The sequence below is a fragment of the Pseudomonas sp. JAI115 genome (assembly GCF_014200835.1).
Classification (GTDB): domain Bacteria; phylum Pseudomonadota; class Gammaproteobacteria; order Pseudomonadales; family Pseudomonadaceae; genus Aquipseudomonas; species Aquipseudomonas putida_A.
In genome coordinates, this window is record NZ_JACHCY010000002.1 from 430,986 (window position 1) to 446,969 (window position 15,984).

Annotated in this window: 16 protein-coding genes and 1 pseudogene; 16 read left to right on the top strand and 1 reads right to left on the bottom strand. The window is 60.4% G+C overall.

The annotated features are described in order from the left end of the window. Positions 1 to 20: 20 nt before the first annotated feature. From fliD to fliJ, 12 genes are all read left to right on the top strand, one after another. On the top strand, positions 21 to 1,493 hold the full coding sequence (gene fliD, locus HDC30_RS07040) for a flagellar filament capping protein FliD (RefSeq protein ID WP_183781876.1): 1,473 nt from the start codon (positions 21 to 23) through the stop codon (positions 1,491 to 1,493). A 129-nt stretch (positions 1,494 to 1,622) separates the two neighbouring features. Continuing rightward, positions 1,623 to 2,021, top strand: a complete 399-nt coding sequence (fliS, locus tag HDC30_RS07045) for a flagellar export chaperone FliS (protein ID WP_027614233.1) — start codon at positions 1,623 to 1,625, stop codon at positions 2,019 to 2,021. An 11-nt stretch (positions 2,022 to 2,032) separates the two neighbouring features. Further along, positions 2,033 to 2,329, top strand: a complete 297-nt coding sequence (fliT, locus tag HDC30_RS07050) for a flagellar protein FliT (protein WP_183781880.1) — start codon at positions 2,033 to 2,035, stop codon at positions 2,327 to 2,329. Positions 2,330 to 2,501: 172 nt separating this feature from the next. Continuing rightward, positions 2,502 to 3,977 (top strand): sigma-54 dependent transcriptional regulator, encoded by a 1,476-nt coding sequence (locus tag HDC30_RS07055; protein WP_003222863.1) that lies wholly within the window; start codon positions 2,502 to 2,504, stop codon positions 3,975 to 3,977. A gap of 125 nt (positions 3,978 to 4,102) precedes the next feature. After that, complete coding sequence (locus tag HDC30_RS07060) at positions 4,103 to 5,296, top strand: PAS domain-containing sensor histidine kinase (RefSeq protein ID WP_183782145.1); 1,194 nt, start codon at positions 4,103 to 4,105, stop codon at positions 5,294 to 5,296. 5 nt (positions 5,297 to 5,301) lie between these two features. Further along, a complete protein-coding gene (locus HDC30_RS07065; RefSeq protein ID WP_027614235.1) occupies positions 5,302 to 6,681 on the top strand; it encodes a sigma-54 dependent transcriptional regulator in 1,380 nt (459 codons plus the stop codon). Between the two features lie 252 nt (positions 6,682 to 6,933). Continuing rightward, positions 6,934 to 7,263: a flagellar hook-basal body complex protein FliE gene (gene fliE / locus HDC30_RS07070; protein ID WP_003222869.1), complete on the top strand. Its 330-nt coding sequence runs from the start codon at positions 6,934 to 6,936 to the stop codon at positions 7,261 to 7,263. Positions 7,264 to 7,278: 15 nt separating this feature from the next. Further along, positions 7,279 to 9,066 carry a flagellar basal-body MS-ring/collar protein FliF gene (gene fliF, locus HDC30_RS07075; protein ID WP_027614236.1) on the top strand — a complete coding sequence of 596 codons (1,788 nt, stop codon included), beginning with the start codon at positions 7,279 to 7,281 and terminating at the stop codon, positions 9,064 to 9,066. Further along, positions 9,059 to 10,078 (top strand): flagellar motor switch protein FliG, encoded by a 1,020-nt coding sequence (gene fliG / locus HDC30_RS07080; protein ID WP_007920042.1) that lies wholly within the window; start codon positions 9,059 to 9,061, stop codon positions 10,076 to 10,078. The genes fliF and fliG overlap by 8 nt, the downstream gene beginning before the upstream one ends. Positions 10,079 to 10,082: 4 nt before the next feature. Next, positions 10,083 to 10,889, top strand: a complete 807-nt coding sequence (gene fliH, locus HDC30_RS07085) for a flagellar assembly protein FliH (RefSeq protein WP_183781883.1) — start codon at positions 10,083 to 10,085, stop codon at positions 10,887 to 10,889. Continuing rightward, positions 10,879 to 12,237, top strand: a complete 1,359-nt coding sequence (gene fliI, locus HDC30_RS07090) for a flagellar protein export ATPase FliI (RefSeq protein ID WP_007966241.1) — start codon at positions 10,879 to 10,881, stop codon at positions 12,235 to 12,237. Before fliH ends, fliI begins: the two co-directional genes overlap by 11 nt. Positions 12,238 to 12,243: 6 nt before the next feature. Further along, positions 12,244 to 12,693, top strand: a complete 450-nt coding sequence (fliJ, locus tag HDC30_RS07095) for a flagellar export protein FliJ (RefSeq protein ID WP_183781886.1) — start codon at positions 12,244 to 12,246, stop codon at positions 12,691 to 12,693. Positions 12,694 to 12,728: 35 nt separating this feature from the next. On the opposite strand, the gene HDC30_RS07100 is transcribed toward fliJ, so the two are convergent. Next, the gene (locus HDC30_RS07100; protein ID WP_183781889.1) at positions 12,729 to 13,073 is read right to left on the bottom strand and encodes a hypothetical protein; all 345 of its coding nucleotides are present in this window, start codon (positions 13,071 to 13,073) and stop codon (positions 12,729 to 12,731) included. A gap of 137 nt (positions 13,074 to 13,210) precedes the next feature. Between HDC30_RS07100 and HDC30_RS29085 the strand changes: the two are divergent. The 4 genes and pseudogenes from HDC30_RS29085 to HDC30_RS07115 all read left to right on the top strand — a co-directional run. Next, a pseudogene (locus HDC30_RS29085) lies at positions 13,211 to 13,321 on the top strand (flagella biosynthesis chaperone FliJ); the annotation flags it as partial. A 192-nt stretch (positions 13,322 to 13,513) separates the two neighbouring features. Continuing rightward, positions 13,514 to 13,819 (top strand): STAS domain-containing protein, encoded by a 306-nt coding sequence (locus HDC30_RS07105; protein WP_007966243.1) that lies wholly within the window; start codon positions 13,514 to 13,516, stop codon positions 13,817 to 13,819. 5 nt (positions 13,820 to 13,824) lie between these two features. Then, positions 13,825 to 15,522 carry a fused response regulator/phosphatase gene (locus tag HDC30_RS07110; RefSeq protein ID WP_183781892.1) on the top strand — a complete coding sequence of 566 codons (1,698 nt, stop codon included), beginning with the start codon at positions 13,825 to 13,827 and terminating at the stop codon, positions 15,520 to 15,522. A 37-nt stretch (positions 15,523 to 15,559) separates the two neighbouring features. Continuing rightward, a complete protein-coding gene (locus HDC30_RS07115) occupies positions 15,560 to 15,907 on the top strand; it encodes an Hpt domain-containing protein (protein WP_135295222.1) in 348 nt (115 codons plus the stop codon). The last annotated feature ends 77 nt before the right edge of the window (positions 15,908 to 15,984 follow it).

Consider the following 15,984-nt stretch of genomic DNA (forward strand, 5'->3'; position numbering starts at 1 on the left):
CAATCTGAAGGGAGATGCACATGGCAAGTCCAATTCTACCGGGTTCCGGACTGGGTTCCGGCCTGGACATCGGCGCGATCGTGACCGCGCTGGTCAACGCCGACAAGTCGCCGAAGCAGACGCAGATCGATTCCGCGACCAAAACCAATACCCTGAAGATTTCCGGTGTCGGCACGTTGAAGAGTGCGCTGACCGCGTACCAGACGGCGATGACCAACCTGGGCAGCAAGACCAACCCGGCATTTGCCGGCTTCACGGCGACCTCGAGCAACACAGCGATTCTCGGCGCCACCTCCGATAACACCGCGGTGTCGGGGACTTACAACGTTGTTGTCAATCAATTGGCCACTGGCTCGAAAGTTGCCAGCGCTTCTTTCGCCGGCGGTGCTGCCAGTGCCATTCCGAGTGGTACCCTGAAAATCAGTCAGAATGGCACTGATTACAATGTCACGATCCCGGCCAATGCGACCTTGCAGAGCACCCGTGACGCAATCAACACGGCTCAGGGCTCAAATGGTATTTCTGCCAACATCGTGACCGACAGCAGTGGTGCTTCGCGCCTGGTGATCAGCTCGAACAAGACGGGCGCCGGTACCGACCTCTCTGTCAGCGGGATTGCCGGTCTGGAGATCGACGGTACTCAGTCGATGGGTACCAATCCGGCGGCAGGCGCCTCTGGCAACGTCAATGGCCCTGCACAAGATGCCAAGGTGACCATCGACGGCCTGCAGGTTTCCAGCAAGAGCAATACGGTCAGTGGTGCAATCAGCGGCCTGACCCTGAATCTGACCACTGTCAGTCCTCTCGTTGGTGGCGTTGCCACGCCGACCGTTGTCAGCGTCGATACCAACACCAACGGGCTGCAGGCGTCGGTTCAGGCGTTTGTTGACGCCTACAACACCCTGAAGACCACCATCGACACGCTTTCCAAGGCTACGCCTGATGAAGACGGCAAACTGACAGTGCAGGCGGCGTTTACCGGTGACTCGTTGCCGCGTTCGCTGATCGCCGACATCCGTGGCCAGTTGACTGCTCCTGGTGCTGGTGCAAAGGGTTCTTTGTCCTATCTGTCGGAGATCGGTGTGATGACCGACCGCAACACCGGCAACCTGACATTTGATACTGCTGCGTTCACCAAAACCATGGCTCAGCCCGGCAAGGCTGGCCAGGTGCAGCAGATGTTCACCGGGACCGACGATACCAACGGTCTGCTGGCGCGCATGAACAAGGCGGTGGATCCGTATCTGAAGGCGCCTGCCGGTAGCGCCCCGACTGCCGTAGGCCTGCTTGATCAGCGCATGTCCATCCTGAACAGCAACACCCGGAACCTGACCAGTCAGCAACTGGCGCTGGATCTGCGTGTTGCCAACCTGACCAAGACGTTGACGGCCAAGTACAACGCCATGGACTTGCTGGTAGGGCAGATGAAAGCGACGGCCAGCAACATCACGTCGTTCTTCAGCTCGCTGAACGCTCAGCAGTCCGCGAAGTAACCTGCAAGAACGACAAAAACCCGGCTACGCTTTATCGGCGTGCGCCGGGTTTTTGTCTTTTGATCTAAAGTTCTGTGATTCGTTGGCGATACACTGGTTATACGAGTCATTGTGGCAATGAGGTAGAACATGAACCCAATGTTAGCCCTTCGGCAATATCAGAAAGTCGGCGCGCACGCCCAGACCTCCGAGGCGAGCCCGCACCGTCTGGTGCAAATGCTGATGGAAGGCGGGCTGGCCCGCATCGCTCAGGCCAAGGGTGCCATCGAGCGCAAGGATATTCCTGGCAAGTGCACCTCGATCAGCAAGGCCATTGGCATTGTCAGCGGGCTGCGCGAAGGTCTGGATCTGGAAAAGTGTGCCGATGAACTGGCCGATCTGGACGGGCTGTACATCTACATGATGAAGCGTCTCGCCGAGGCCAACATCAACAGCGATCCGCGCATTCTCGATGAGGTCGCCGGCTTGCTGAGCACGGTAAAAGAAGGCTGGGATGCCATCGCCCCCGAGCCTGCTCCGCAGTTTTAAAGGAGAACACCATGAGTCTTGTATTGCAGCGAATCGCCGACACCCGTGAAGCGCTGGTCAGTGCGCTGGCCGATCGCAACTGGGAAGCCATTGGCGAGCTGGATCTGGCTTGCCGTTCCTGCATGGAAGACGTCATGGCCGAGGCCTCGCTGGATGAGGAGGCCTTGCGCAGTAACCTTGAGGAGTTGCTCCACGTCTACAAGGAGCTTCTGGAGGCGGCGATGGGTGAGCGGCAGGCGATAGCCAACGAGATGTCGCAGATCACCCAAGCGCAAAAGGCGGCAAAGGTTTACCATCTGTTTGGTTAATTAACCCCCAGTTAATCCAGACATGTGCGCCATAAATTTGACTGTGCACGGTTTTTTGACTTAACTAGTGGCTGTTTTCAGATTTCAGGCGTCTACAGGCACAAGGTGTCCTGCAAGCGTCTCGCTTGCCCCATTTTTCGGGCATTGAGTTGACTAGGGAAGTTGCTATTGCATGTGGCGTGAAACCAAAATTCTGCTGATCGATGACGATAGCGTCCGCCGCCGCGACCTGGCGGTGATTTTAAATTTTCTCGGCGAAGAAAATTTACCCTGCGGCAGCCATGACTGGCAGCAGGCTGTCGGCTCTTTGTCATCGAGTCGTGAAGTCATCTGTGTACTGATCGGGACGGTAAATGCTCCGGGTGCACTTTTGGGCTTGTTAAAGACACTCTCGACATGGGATGAGTTCCTTCCGGTTTTGCTGATGGGCGATAATTCTTCCGTCGACCTGCCGGAAGACCAGCGCCGCCGGGTGCTTTCGACCCTGGAAATGCCGCCCAGCTACAGCAAACTGCTCGACTCCCTGCACCGTGCCCAGGTCTATCGCGAGATGTACGACCAGGCCCGCGAGCGCGGTCGTCATCGCGAGCCCAACCTGTTCCGCAGCCTTGTCGGCACCAGCCGGGCGATTCAGCACGTCCGGCAGATGATGCAGCAAGTGGCCGATACCGACGCCAGCGTGCTGATCCTCGGCGAGTCCGGCACCGGCAAGGAAGTGGTTGCGCGCAACCTGCATTACCACTCCAAGCGTCGCGACGCGCCATTTGTGCCAGTCAACTGCGGGGCGATCCCGGCAGAGCTGCTGGAAAGCGAACTGTTTGGCCACGAGAAGGGCGCCTTCACCGGTGCGATCACCAGCCGTGCCGGGCGTTTCGAACTGGCCAACGGCGGTACGCTGTTCCTCGACGAAATCGGCGATATGCCGCTGCCGATGCAGGTCAAGCTGCTGCGCGTGCTGCAGGAACGCACCTTCGAACGCGTGGGCAGCAACAAGACCCAGAGCGTCGACGTGCGCATTATTGCCGCGACCCACAAGAATCTCGAAAGCATGATCGAGATCGGCACCTTCCGCGAAGACCTCTACTATCGCCTGAACGTGTTCCCGATCGAGATGGCGCCGCTGCGTGAGCGCGTCGAAGACATCCCGCTGCTGATGAACGAACTGATCTCGCGCATGGAACACGAAAAGCGCGGTTCGATCCGTTTCAACTCGGCGGCGATCATGTCGCTGTGCCGTCACGGCTGGCCGGGCAACGTCCGTGAGCTGGCCAACCTGGTGGAGCGCATGGCGATCATGCATCCGTACGGGGTGATCGGCGTGGTCGAGTTGCCGAAGAAATTCCGCTACGTCGACGACGAAGACGAGCAGATGGTCGACAGCCTGCGCAGCGATCTCGAAGAGCGCGTGGCGATCAACGGTCATACGCCGGACTTCACCGCCAACGCGATGCTGCCGCCGGAAGGCCTGGACCTCAAGGACTACCTCGGTGGTCTGGAACAGGGCCTGATCCAGCAGGCGCTGGACGACGCCAATGGCATCGTGGCGCGTGCCGCCGAACGCCTGCGCATTCGTCGCACCACGCTGGTGGAGAAGATGCGCAAGTACGGCATGAGCCGGCGCGAAGGAGACGAACAGGCGGATGATTGACGCCTGTTTTTCAACGCCTTCATTTATAAGCAGTTTTTTTTAGGCACGGGTATTGCTACATCCCTCGCAACGTTCCGTTTAACTGACGGTCAGCCAAGCGAGAGAACACAATGCCCCACGCCCAGATGTCATCTGCCTCCCATGCCGAGGGGCAACCGTCGTCCGTAGAGCAGGCGAGCCGTCAGGGTCTTGAGCACGCGTTCGCGCTGTTCAATCAGATGTCCAGTCAACTGACCGATTCCTACAGCATGCTTGAAGCCCGGGTTACCGAGCTCAAGGGCGAGCTGGCGGTGGTCAGTGCCCAGCGCATGCAGGAGCTGGCCGAAAAAGAACGCTTGGCCAACCGTCTGCAAAACCTCCTCGATCTGTTGCCCGGTGGCGTGATCGTGATCGACGGCCACGGCATGGTGCGCGAAGCCAACCCGGCGGCGATCGATTTGTTGGGGCTGCCGCTGGAAGGCGAGTTGTGGCGCCACGTCATCGCCCGTTGCTTCGCCCCGCGTGAAGACGACGGTCATGAAATTTCTCTGAAAAACGGTCGACGCCTGTCGATTGCCACCCGCTCGCTGGATGCCGAGCCGGGCCAGTTGGTGTTGCTCAACGACCTGACAGAAACCCGCCACCTTCAAGATCAACTGGCACGCCATGAGCGTCTGTCGTCGCTGGGACGCATGGTCGCCTCGCTGGCCCATCAGATCCGCACGCCGTTATCCGCCGCGTTGCTCTACGCCAGTCATTTGACTGAGCAGGAATTGCCTGTCGCCACCCAGCAGCGTTTCGCCGGCCGTCTCAAAGAGCGCCTGCATGAGCTGGAGCATCAGGTGCGCGACATGCTGGTGTTCGCCCGTGGCGAGCTGCCACTGACCGACCGCATCACCCCGAATACTCTGATGCAGGCGCTGCAAGCGGCGGCGCTGACTCATGTGCAGGATTTGCCCATTCGTTGGCAGTGCGACAGCCATGCCGGCGAACTGCTGTGCAACCGCGACACCCTGGTCGGGGCGATTCTCAATCTGATCGAAAACGCGATTCAGGCCAGCGATGGCAACGTGCGCCTGAAAGTGCACTGCTACACCCGCGACAACAGCCTGCGCCTGTGTGTCAGCGACAGTGGCAGCGGCATCGAGCCGCTGGTGCTCGAGCGTCTCGGCGAACCGTTTTTCACCACCAAAGTCACCGGCACCGGGCTGGGCCTGACCGTGGTCAAGGCAGTGGCGCGAGCGCATCAGGGAGAATTGCAGCTGCGCTCGCGGGTCGGGCGCGGCACGTGCGCGCAGGTGATCCTGCCGCTGTTTTCCGCTGTACAGGGAGCTGAGTAAACGTCATGGGCATCAAGGTTTTGCTGGTCGAGGATGACCGCTCGTTGCGCGAAGCGCTGGCCGATACGCTGTTGCTGGCGGGCCACGACTACCATGCAGTCGGCAGCGCCGAAGAGGCGTTGCAGGCGGTCGAGCGCGAAGCGTTCAGTCTGGTGGTCAGCGACGTCAACATGCCCGGCATGGATGGCCATCAACTGCTCGGTTTGCTGCGTGCCCGGCAGCCGCAATTGCCGGTGTTGCTGATGACTGCGCACGGCGCGGTCGAGCGTGCGGTGGATGCGATGCGTCAGGGCGCGGCGGATTACCTGGTCAAGCCGTTCGAACCCAAAGCTCTGCTGGACCTGGTGTCGCGCCATGCCTTGGGCAGCATCAGCACCACAGATTGCGAAGGTCCGGTGGCGGTCGAGCCGGCCAGTGCGCAATTGCTCGAACTGGCGGCGCGGGTGGCACGCAGTGATTCCACGGTGCTGATCTCCGGCGAGTCCGGCACCGGCAAGGAAGTGTTGGCGCGTTACATCCACCAGCATTCCCATCGTGCCAATCAGCCGTTCATCGCGATCAACTGCGCAGCGATCCCCGACAACATGCTCGAAGCCACGCTGTTCGGTCACGAGAAGGGCTCGTTCACCGGCGCCATTGCGACTCAGGCTGGCAAATTCGAGCAGGCCGATGGCGGCACCATTCTGCTCGACGAGATTTCCGAGATGCCCCTGGGCCTGCAAGCCAAGTTGCTGCGGGTGTTGCAGGAGCGCGAGGTCGAGCGCGTGGGGGCGCGCAAGCCGATCACCCTGGATATTCGCGTAGTCGCGACCACCAACCGTGATCTGGCCGGCGAAGTGGCGGCGGGGCGTTTCCGCGAAGACCTTTTTTACCGTCTGTCGGTTTTTCCTCTGGCCTGGCGTCCACTTCGCGAGCGCACTGCCGATATCTTGCCGCTGGCCGAGCGGTTGCTGAACAAACACGTCAATAAAATGAAGCATGCGGCGGCGAAACTTTCGCCAGAAGCCCAGGCTTGCCTGACCCACTACCCGTGGCCGGGCAACGTGCGTGAGCTGGATAACGCGATCCAACGCGCGCTGATTCTGCAGCAGGGCGGTTTGATCCAGCCACAGGATTTCTGTCTGACCGGCGCAGTGACCTATACCGCGGCGCCGGTGCAACCGCTGGTGCGCGAAATCGAAGTCGAGGCTGAATCCGCCGGGGCGCTGGGCGACGACCTGCGTCGCCGGGAGTTCCAGATGATCATCGATACCCTGCGCACCGAGCGTGGCCGGCGCAAGGAGGCTGCGGAGAAGCTCGGTATCAGCCCGCGTACCCTGCGTTACAAATTGGCGCAGATGCGTGATGCCGGGATGGACGTCGAAGGTTATCTGTTCGCCACCTGAAAGTTGACGCGAATAACGGTGGGAGGGGGCTTGCTCCCGAAGAGGTCAGGTCTGTCACATCATTGTTGAATGACACGCCGCCTTCGGGAGCAAGCCCCCTCCCACAGTCGTTTTGCGGTGATCCCGACATAGCGCACAGACCACAGCGGCATTTATGAAACAAGACCAGCCGAGCTGGCACCCTTGTTGCTAACACCTGTGTACCCGCCGAGTGAGTGTCAAAAAATTGCGGGCCGCCCAAGAGAGTAGACCATGAGCCAAGGTATTGAATTCAATCGGTTGATGATGGACATGAAGGCCATGAAAATGGACGCCATGGCCACGCCGAAATCGACTGCCGCCGTCCCTGAACTGGCAGGCAGCAGCTTTTCCGACATGCTCGGTCAGGCCATCAACAAAGTCAGCGATACCCAGCAGGCGTCGACTCAGTTGGCCAACGCATTTGAAATCGGCAAGAGCGGCGTCGATCTGACGGACGTGATGATCGCCTCGCAGAAAGCCAGCGTGTCGTTCCAGGCTCTGACCCAGGTGCGCAACAAACTGGTTCAGGCTTATCAAGACATCATGCAGATGCCGGTTTAAGGACGAGATTGAGTCATGGCAGAAGCAGTCGCCGATAACGTTCCGGCCAAGGCCACCCCGATAGACGGCAAACCGCCGCTGTTCGGCCTGTCCTTCCTGGAAAACCTCTCCGAGATGACCATGCTGCGTCAGGTGGGCCTGTTGGTCGGCCTGGCTGCGAGCGTGGCGATTGGCTTTGCCGTGGTGCTGTGGTCGCAGCAGCCGGATTACCGTCCGTTGTACGGCAGCCTTGCCGGCATGGACGCCAAGCAGGTCATGGACACCCTGGCCTCCGCCGACATCCCTTACACCGTCGAGCCGAACTCCGGCGCCTTGCTGGTCAAGGCTGACGATCTGTCCCGTGCGCGGATGAAACTCGCGGCCGCTGGTGTCACTCCCAGCGACGGCAACATCGGTTTCGAAATCCTCGACAAGGAACAGGGTCTGGGCACCAGCCAGTTCATGGAAGCAACTCGCTACCGTCGCGGCCTCGAGGGCGAACTGGCGCGCACCATCTCCAGCCTGAACAACGTCAAGGGCGCCCGCGTGCACCTGGCGATTCCGAAAAGTTCGGTGTTCGTGCGTGATGAACGCAAGCCAAGCGCTTCGGTACTGGTCGAGTTGTATTCCGGGCGTTCGCTGGAGCCGGGTCAGGTGGTGGCGATCATCAACCTGGTGGCGACCTCCGTGCCTGAATTGAGCAAATCGCAGATCACCGTCGTCGATCAGAAGGGCAACCTGCTCTCCGATCAGGCGGAAAACTCCGAAATGACCATGGCCGGCAAGCAGTTCGATTACAGCCGCCGCATGGAAAGCATGCTGACTCAGCGCGTGCACAACATTCTGCAGCCGGTACTGGGCAACGATCGCTACAAGGCTGAAGTGTCGGCCGACATCGATTTCAGTGCCGTCGAATCAACTGCCGAGCAGTTCAACCCGGACCAGCCGGCATTGCGCAGCGAGCAGTCGGTCAACGAACAACGCACCGCCAGCAATGGCCCGCAAGGTGTGCCGGGTGCCCTGAGCAACCAGCCGCCAGCGCCGGCCTCGGCCCCGCAAACCACCGGTGGTGCGCAAGGCTCTACCGGCATGATTCAGCCAGGTCAGCCACTGGTCGATGCCAACGGTCAGCAGATCATGGACCCGGCCACCGGCCAGCCAATGCTCGCGCCGTACCCGGCGGACAAGCGTCAACAATCCACCAAGAACTTCGAGCTCGACCGTTCCATCAGCCACACCAAACAGCAGCAGGGTCGCCTGAATCGTCTGTCGGTGTCGGTGGTGGTCGACGATCAGGTCAAGGTCAATGCGGCCAACGGTGAAACCACCCGCGCGCCGTGGAGCGCCGATGAACTGGCGCGCTTCACCCGCCTGGTGCAGGACGCGGTCGGTTTCGACGCCAGCCGTGGCGACAGCGTCAGCGTGATCAACATGCCGTTCTCCGCCGAACGCGGTGAAGTGGTTGCCGATATTCCGTTCTACTCCCAGCCATGGTTCTGGGACATCGTCAAACAAGTGCTGGGTGTGTTGTTCATCCTGGTGCTGGTGTTTGGTGTGCTGCGTCCGGTGTTGAACAACATCACCGGCGGCGGCAAAGGCAAGGAGCTGGCCGGTCTGGGCAGCGACGTGGAGCTCGGTGGCATGGGCGGCCTGGACGGCGACCTGGCCAACGACCGCGTGAGCCTCGGTGGTCCGCAGAGCATTCTGTTGCCGAGCCCGAGTGAGGGTTACGACGCACAACTGAATGCAATCAAGAGCTTGGTGGCCGAGGATCCGGGTCGCGTGGCTCAGGTCGTGAAAGAGTGGATTAACGCAGATGAGTGATAACCGAGCCGCAACCGTCAAACTGAACAAGGTCGACAAAGCCGCGATTCTGCTGCTGTCCCTGGGTTCGACCGATGCCGCGCAAGTGCTGCGCCACATGGGCCCGAAAGAGGTTCAGCGGGTCGGTGTAGCCATGGCGCAGATGGGCAACGTCCATCGCGAGCAGGTCGAGCAGGTCATGAGCGAGTTCGTCGACATCGTCGGCGATCAGACCAGCCTCGGCGTCGGCTCCGACGACTACGTGCGCAAGATGCTTACCCAGGCGCTGGGCGAAGACAAGGCCAACGGCCTGATCGACCGCATCCTGCTCGGTGGCAACACCAGCGGCCTCGACAGCCTGAAATGGATGGAGCCGCGCGCGGTTGCCGACGTGATCCGTTACGAACACCCGCAGATCCAGGCGATCGTGGTGGCATACCTCGACCCGGATCAGGCCGGTGAAGTACTGGGCAACTTCGACCACAAGGTGCGTCTGGACATCATCCTGCGCGTCTCGTCGTTGAACACCGTGCAACCGGCAGCGCTGAAAGAGCTGAACCAGATTCTCGAGAAGCAATTCTCCGGCAACTCGAATGCCTCGCGCACCACCCTGGGTGGCATCAAGCGTGCGGCGGACATCATGAACTTCCTCGACAGCTCGATCGAAGGCCAGCTCATGGACTCGATCCGCGAAGTCGACGAAGACCTGTCCGGTCAGATCGAAGACCTCATGTTCGTGTTCAACAACCTCGCCGACGTCGACGACCGCGGCATCCAGGCGCTGTTGCGCGAAGTGTCCTCCGACGTGCTGGTGCTGGCCCTCAAGGGCTCGGACGAAGGCGTCAAAGAAAAGATCTTCAAGAACATGTCCAAGCGTGCGGCCGAACTGTTGCGCGACGACCTCGAGGCCAAAGGCCCGGTGCGCGTCAGCGACGTGGAAACCGCACAGAAAGAAATCCTCACCATTGCCCGTCGCATGGCCGAAGCCGGCGAAATCGTGCTCGGTGGCAAGGGCGGCGAGGAAATGATCTAAGCCCATGGACAAGCATGACGAGTCAGTGACGGATCTGATCCGCGCCCGCGATGTCCGTGGTTTCGAATCCTGGGCACTGCCCAGCTTCGATCCGCCGAAACCGGAACCCGAACCGGAACCGGAGCCCGAACCGCCGGAAATGGAAGAAGTGCCGCTGGAAGAAGTCCAGCCACTGACCCTGGAAGAACTCGAAAGCATCCGTCAGGAGGCTTACAACGAGGGCTTTGGCATCGGCGAGAAGGAAGGTTTTCACAGCGCCACGCTCAAGGTGCGTCAGGAAGCCGAAGTGGCGCTGGCGGCGAAACTGGCCAGCCTCGAGCAACTGATGACCCACCTGTTCGAGCCGATTGCCGAGCAGGACACCCAGATCGAAAAGTCGCTGGTCGACCTCGTACAACACATCACCAGACAGGTGATCAAGCGCGAATTGGCCATCGATTCCAGTCAGATCGAACACGTCATGCGTGATGCGCTCAAGCTGCTGCCGTTGGGCGTGGAAAACGTGCGTCTGTACGTCAATCCGCAGGACTTCGAGCAGGCCAAGGCCTTGCGCGAGCGTCATGAGGAATCCTGGCGTATCGTCGAAGACGACTCGTTGCTGCCGGGCGGTTGCCGGGTTGAAACCGAGCACAGCCGCATCGACGCCAGCATCGAGACCCGCGTGACTCAGGTCATGGCTAAACTGTTCGACCAGTTGCACGAACAGGCTCTGCACCCGGCCGCGCCGGACCTGAGCCTGGACATTCCTGAAGAAAGCCAACTGGCGGCTGCGCCCGAAGAGCCGCTCGCGGACACCCCCGATGCGCCTTGAACGCACCAGTTTCGCCAAGCGCCTCAGCACCTATGCCGACGCCACTGAAATCGCCGGCGCGCCGATTCTCGAAGGCCGCCTGCTGCGTATGGTCGGCCTCACACTCGAAGCCGAAGGCCTGCGCGCTGCCATGGGCACGCGCTGCCTGGTGATCAATGACGACAGCTATCACCCGTCCCAGGTGGAAGCGGAAGTCATGGGCTTCTCTGGCAGCAAAGTCTTTCTGATGCCGGTCGGCAGCGTCGCCGGCATTGCCCCGGGCGCCCGTGTGGTGCCGCTGGCCGAAACCGGGCGCCTGCCGATGGGCATGAGCATGCTCGGTCGCGTACTCGACGGCGCCGGACGTGCGCTGGACGGCAAGGGCGGGATGAAGGCCGAAGACTGGGTGCCGATGGACGGCCCGACAATCAACCCGCTCAACCGTGACCCGATTCACGAACCGCTGGACGTCGGCATCCGTTGTATCAACGGTCTGCTGACGGTCGGGCGTGGTCAGCGTCTGGGTCTGTTCGCCGGTACCGGTGTCGGTAAATCGGTGCTGCTGGGCATGATGACCCGTTTCACCGAGGCCGACATCATCGTCGTTGGTCTGATCGGTGAGCGGGGTCGAGAAGTTAAAGAGTTCATCGAGCACATCCTCGGTGAAGAAGGCCTCAAGCGTTCGGTGGTCGTCGCCTCGCCGGCGGACGATGCGCCGCTGATGCGTCTGCGCGCGGCGATGTATTGCACGCGCATCGCCGAGTATTTCCGCGACAAGGGCAAGAACGTCCTGTTGCTGATGGATTCGCTGACCCGTTTCGCCCAGGCCCAGCGGGAAATCGCTTTGGCCATCGGTGAGCCGCCAGCGACCAAGGGTTATCCGCCCTCGGTGTTCGCCAAACTGCCGAAACTGGTGGAGCGCGCCGGTAACGCGGAGAAGGGCGGTGGTTCGATCACCGCGTTCTACACCGTATTGTCCGAAGGCGATGACCAGCAGGACCCGATTGCCGACTCGGCGCGGGGCGTGCTCGACGGCCACATCGTGTTGTCCCGGCGTCTGGCCGAGGAAGGGCACTACCCGGCCATCGACATCGAAGCGTCGATCAGCCGGGTGATGCCGGCCGTGGTCTCGGCGGAGCACATGCAGCGCGCGCAGTACTTCAAGCAGCTGTGGTCGCGCTATCAACAGAGCCGCGACCTGATCAGCGTCGGCGCTTACGTCGCCGGTGGCGACCGCGAGACCGATCTGGCGATCTCGCTGCAACCGCAACTGACCCGCTACCAGCGACAGGGCCTGAACGACAAGATCAACATGGGCGAGAGCCAGGCTTACCTCGAAACCCTGTTCGCGCCTGCGGCGGGCGGGTAACCGGCCATGGCCGTGAGCCGAGCTGCGCGTCTGGCACCGGTGGTGGAAATGGCCGAACAGGCCGAGAAAACCGCCGTGCAACGCCTGGGTTACTTTCAAGGCCAGGTCAAAGTCGCTGAAAGCAAACTCGCCGACCTCGACGCCTTTCGTCTGGATTATCAGGAACAGTGGATCGTGCGCGGCAGCGACGGAGTTTCCGGGCAATGGCTGCTGGGTTATCACGGCTTCCTCGCGCAACTGGACACCGCGATCGACCAGCAGCGCCAGAGTCTGGTCTGGCACCAGAACAACCTGATCAAGGCGCGCGATGCCTGGCAGCAGGCATTTGCCAAGGTCGAAGGCTTGCGCAAACTGGTGCAGCGCTACCGCGAAGAGGCGCAACGCCTCGAAGACAAGCGCGAGCAGAAGCTGCTGGACGAATTGTCGCAGCGTTTGCCGCGGCGCGATCCGTATTAACGTGCCGCAGCAGTGGTGCTAGAGGATGGTCTGAGTCATTTGTCCAATATTGTGAAGCTGAAGCCTTTGGAACGACCCAGGAGCTTGGAGTCACGGATCACTTCGAAAAACACACATATTTGTTTGCCCATGAACTCCCAATCCAAGGCGTAATCGAAGGTTTTAGCGTAATCCGGCCGATCACTAAGGTTTATTTGCTCCTTTGTAATGGTATAGGTGTCGTCGGCAACCAGGTAAAACGAAAGTTTGTCGCCTGTTTTACCTGGGTAGGTCGCCTTCACGCCGGAATCACCCCCTAGGAGTTCATCATGAGTAATGATGGTTGGTGACAGGGTTCTAATCAGGGACGGTTTTTCGAAAATTGCACTAGGCGAGTCCATGATGCAGTCCTTTTGACCTGAGCGCAGCGAAATTGCTGCCGCTTGATTAAGGGCTATTCATATTTTCTCGGTCTACTGTCAGATCTGACAGTGGCGACGAGCGGCAGTCGCGGAGTGGCTGCAGGGCATAGCTTCTCCTTCGCAAACGGGTGCAGCGCTACGGCGAAGAGGCGCAAGGCCTCGAAGACAAGTGCGAGCAGAAGTTGCTGGACGAGTTGTCGCAGCGCCTGCCGCGGCACAACCCTTTTCAAATTGCCCAAAAACTCCCTGTGGGAGCGGGCTTGCTCGCGAAGGCGGTGTGTCATAGACAGCAATGTTGACTGACACACCGCTTTCGCGAGCAAGCCCGCTCCCACATTTGCTTCTGCGCTGAGCCTTGCCCCAACCCTGTCCAGGTGCTAAACCTTGTACACGTTCGTCAATGACAAGGAAGCCAGTCAATGTCAGTCGTTACAGAAGTCTCTCCGGATGGTCAAAAACTGACGATTTCGGTCAGGGGGCGGTTCGATTTTGGGCGCCATCAGGAATTTCGCGAGTCCTATGAGCGGCTTAACCGAAAACCTGACTCCATCGTGGTTGATCTGAAAGATGCCACCTACCTCGACAGCTCCGCGCTGGGCATGCTGCTCCTGTTGCGCGATCACGCCGGCGGCGACGACTCGGATGTACGCGTGATCAACAGCAACTCCGACGTGCGCAAGATCCTCGCCATCTCCAACTTCGACAAACTGTTCGACATCAGTTGACGGCCATGCAGGCGCAAGAGCCGCTGACGATCCTGATCGCCGAAGACAGTGCCGCCGACCGGCTGCTGTTGTCGACCATCGTCCGCCGTCAGGGCCATGAAGTGCTGACCGCCGCCAATGGCGCCGAAGCGCTCGAGGTATTCAAGCGTCAGCCACCGCATCTGGTGCTGATGGACGCGATGATGCCGGTGATGGACGGCTTCGAAGCGGCGCGGCAGATCAAGGCGCTGGCGGGGGAAACCCTGGTGCCGATCATCTTTCTGACTTCGCTGACCGAAAGTGAAGCGCTGGCCCGTTGTCTGGAGGCGGGGGGCGACGACTTTCTGGCGAAGCCCTACAACCAGGTGATCCTCGCCGCCAAAATCAAGGCGATGGATCGCTTGCGCCGCTTGCAGGCCACGGTGCTGCAACAGCGCGACCTGATCGCCAGACATCACGATTACCTGCTCAACGAACAGCGCGTGGCCAAAGCCGTTTTCGACAAGGTCGCGCATTCGGGTTGCCTGAGTGCACCGAATATTCGTTATCTGCAATCGCCCTATGCGTTGTTCAACGGCGACCTGCTGCTGGCGGCCTATACCCCGGCCGGCGACATGCATGTGCTGCTCGGTGATTTTACCGGCCATGGTCTGCCAGCAGCAGTGGGAGCGATGCCGCTGGCCGAAGTGTTCTACGGCATGACCGCCAAGGGCTACGGCCTGGCTGAAACCCTGCGCGAGATGAACGCCAAGCTCAAGCGCATTCTGCCGGTGGACATGTTCTGCTGCGCGACCATGCTTTGTCTGAGTTTTCAGCGGCGTTCGGTAGAGGTGTGGAACGGCGGCATGCCTGACGGTTATCTGCATCGGATTGCCACCGGCGAACGTGTGCCGTTGGCGGCGCGCCATTTGCCGCTGGGGGTGCTCAGTCCGCAAGCGTTTGATGATCGCACCGAAGTACAGGCCATGGCCGTGGGTGACCGGGTGTTTCTGCTGTCGGACGGGGTGATCGATACCACTGACGCCGACGATCGCTTGTTCGGTGTCGAGCGTTTGCAACAACTGTTCGCCGCCAATCGCGAGCCGGACAACCTGTTCGCCGAGATCGAGCAGGCTTTGCACGCCTTTCGCGGCGAGCCCCGCGACGATGTGAGCATGGTCGAGATCAGCTTGCTGGAGGCGGCGCAAGTGATGCCGTCGGCACCGGTGTATTCCGACAGTGGTCAATCCTGTCCGCTGGATTGGTCGGTAGGTTTCGAGTTTCGCGGGGCGACGCTCAAACGCTTCAATCCTTTGCCGTATCTGCTGCAGTTGTTGCAGGAAGTGCACGGTTTGCGCACCCAGGGCGGGGCGATCTACAGCGTGCTCGCCGAGCTGTACTCCAACGCGCTGGAGCACGGTGTTCTTGGCCTGGATTCCAGCCTGAAGCGTGATGCCAGTGGCTTCGCTCGTTACTATGAGCAGCGCAACGAGCGGCTCGAAGCCCTGCAGGACGGTTATGTGCGCGTGCATCTGCAGGTGAAGCCGCAAGGTGCCGGGGGTTGTCTGGTGATCCGCGTCGAGGACAGCGGCAAGGGTTTTGACGTGGCGCGGGTGATGGAGCGGCCGCTGGATGGTGTCCGTCTGTCGGGGCGCGGGGTCAGTCTGATCCGCCAGTTAGGGCATAACGCCAGTTGGTCGGACGAAGGTCGCAGTGCTTGCGTGGAGTTTTTCTGGGAGGGTTGAGGCATAATTCGCCGATTCTTGATCAAGGAGTGAACAAGTGACTGACCAACATGTGGATCGCGAAGTACTCGATGCGTTGCGCGAAGTGATGGAAGACAGCTATCCGGATTTGCTGGATACCTTCCTGACCGATTCTGAAAGTCGCTTGCATCAATTGCAAAAGACCGCCGACGCCAAGGTGTTGGCCGAGGTCGCCCATAGTTTCAAGGGCAGCGCCAGCAACATGGGGGCTGTCCGGTTGGCGACGCTCTGTCAGGAGCTGGAGGCGGATGCCAAAGGCAAAAGCCCTGCGGAAATCGTCAAACTGGTGGCCGACATCAGTTGCGAATTCGCGGAAGTCCGTCCTGTCTACGAAGACGAACGCCAGCACGCCCTGACCCATTGAACCCTGCCGTCCGGCGCTTTTCGCAAGCGCCGGACAAAACTGGCCCGACACTTGCAATAATCCCCGTCAACTGTACC

Excerpts from the sequence above, each read along its gene's own strand:
- fliD (WP_183781876.1), top strand. The coding sequence starts at position 21 with ATGGCAAGTCCAATTCTACCGGGTTCCGGACTGGGTTCCGGCCTGGAC.
- fliS (WP_027614233.1), top strand. The coding sequence starts at position 1,623 with ATGAACCCAATGTTAGCCCTTCGGCAATATCAGAAAGTCGGCGCGCAC.
- fliT (WP_183781880.1), top strand. The coding sequence starts at position 2,033 with ATGAGTCTTGTATTGCAGCGAATCGCCGACACCCGTGAAGCGCTGGTC.
- HDC30_RS07055 (WP_003222863.1), top strand. The coding sequence starts at position 2,502 with ATGTGGCGTGAAACCAAAATTCTGCTGATCGATGACGATAGCGTCCGC.
- HDC30_RS07060 (WP_183782145.1), top strand. The coding sequence starts at position 4,103 with ATGTCATCTGCCTCCCATGCCGAGGGGCAACCGTCGTCCGTAGAGCAG.
- HDC30_RS07065 (WP_027614235.1), top strand. The coding sequence starts at position 5,302 with ATGGGCATCAAGGTTTTGCTGGTCGAGGATGACCGCTCGTTGCGCGAA.
- fliE (WP_003222869.1), top strand. The coding sequence starts at position 6,934 with ATGAGCCAAGGTATTGAATTCAATCGGTTGATGATGGACATGAAGGCC.
- fliF (WP_027614236.1), top strand. The coding sequence starts at position 7,279 with ATGGCAGAAGCAGTCGCCGATAACGTTCCGGCCAAGGCCACCCCGATA.
- fliG (WP_007920042.1), top strand. The coding sequence starts at position 9,059 with ATGAGTGATAACCGAGCCGCAACCGTCAAACTGAACAAGGTCGACAAA.
- fliH (WP_183781883.1), top strand. The coding sequence starts at position 10,083 with ATGGACAAGCATGACGAGTCAGTGACGGATCTGATCCGCGCCCGCGAT.
- fliI (WP_007966241.1), top strand. The coding sequence starts at position 10,879 with ATGCGCCTTGAACGCACCAGTTTCGCCAAGCGCCTCAGCACCTATGCC.
- fliJ (WP_183781886.1), top strand. The coding sequence starts at position 12,244 with ATGGCCGTGAGCCGAGCTGCGCGTCTGGCACCGGTGGTGGAAATGGCC.
- HDC30_RS07100 (WP_183781889.1), bottom strand. The coding sequence starts at position 13,073 with ATGGACTCGCCTAGTGCAATTTTCGAAAAACCGTCCCTGATTAGAACC.
- HDC30_RS07105 (WP_007966243.1), top strand. The coding sequence starts at position 13,514 with ATGTCAGTCGTTACAGAAGTCTCTCCGGATGGTCAAAAACTGACGATT.
- HDC30_RS07110 (WP_183781892.1), top strand. The coding sequence starts at position 13,825 with ATGCAGGCGCAAGAGCCGCTGACGATCCTGATCGCCGAAGACAGTGCC.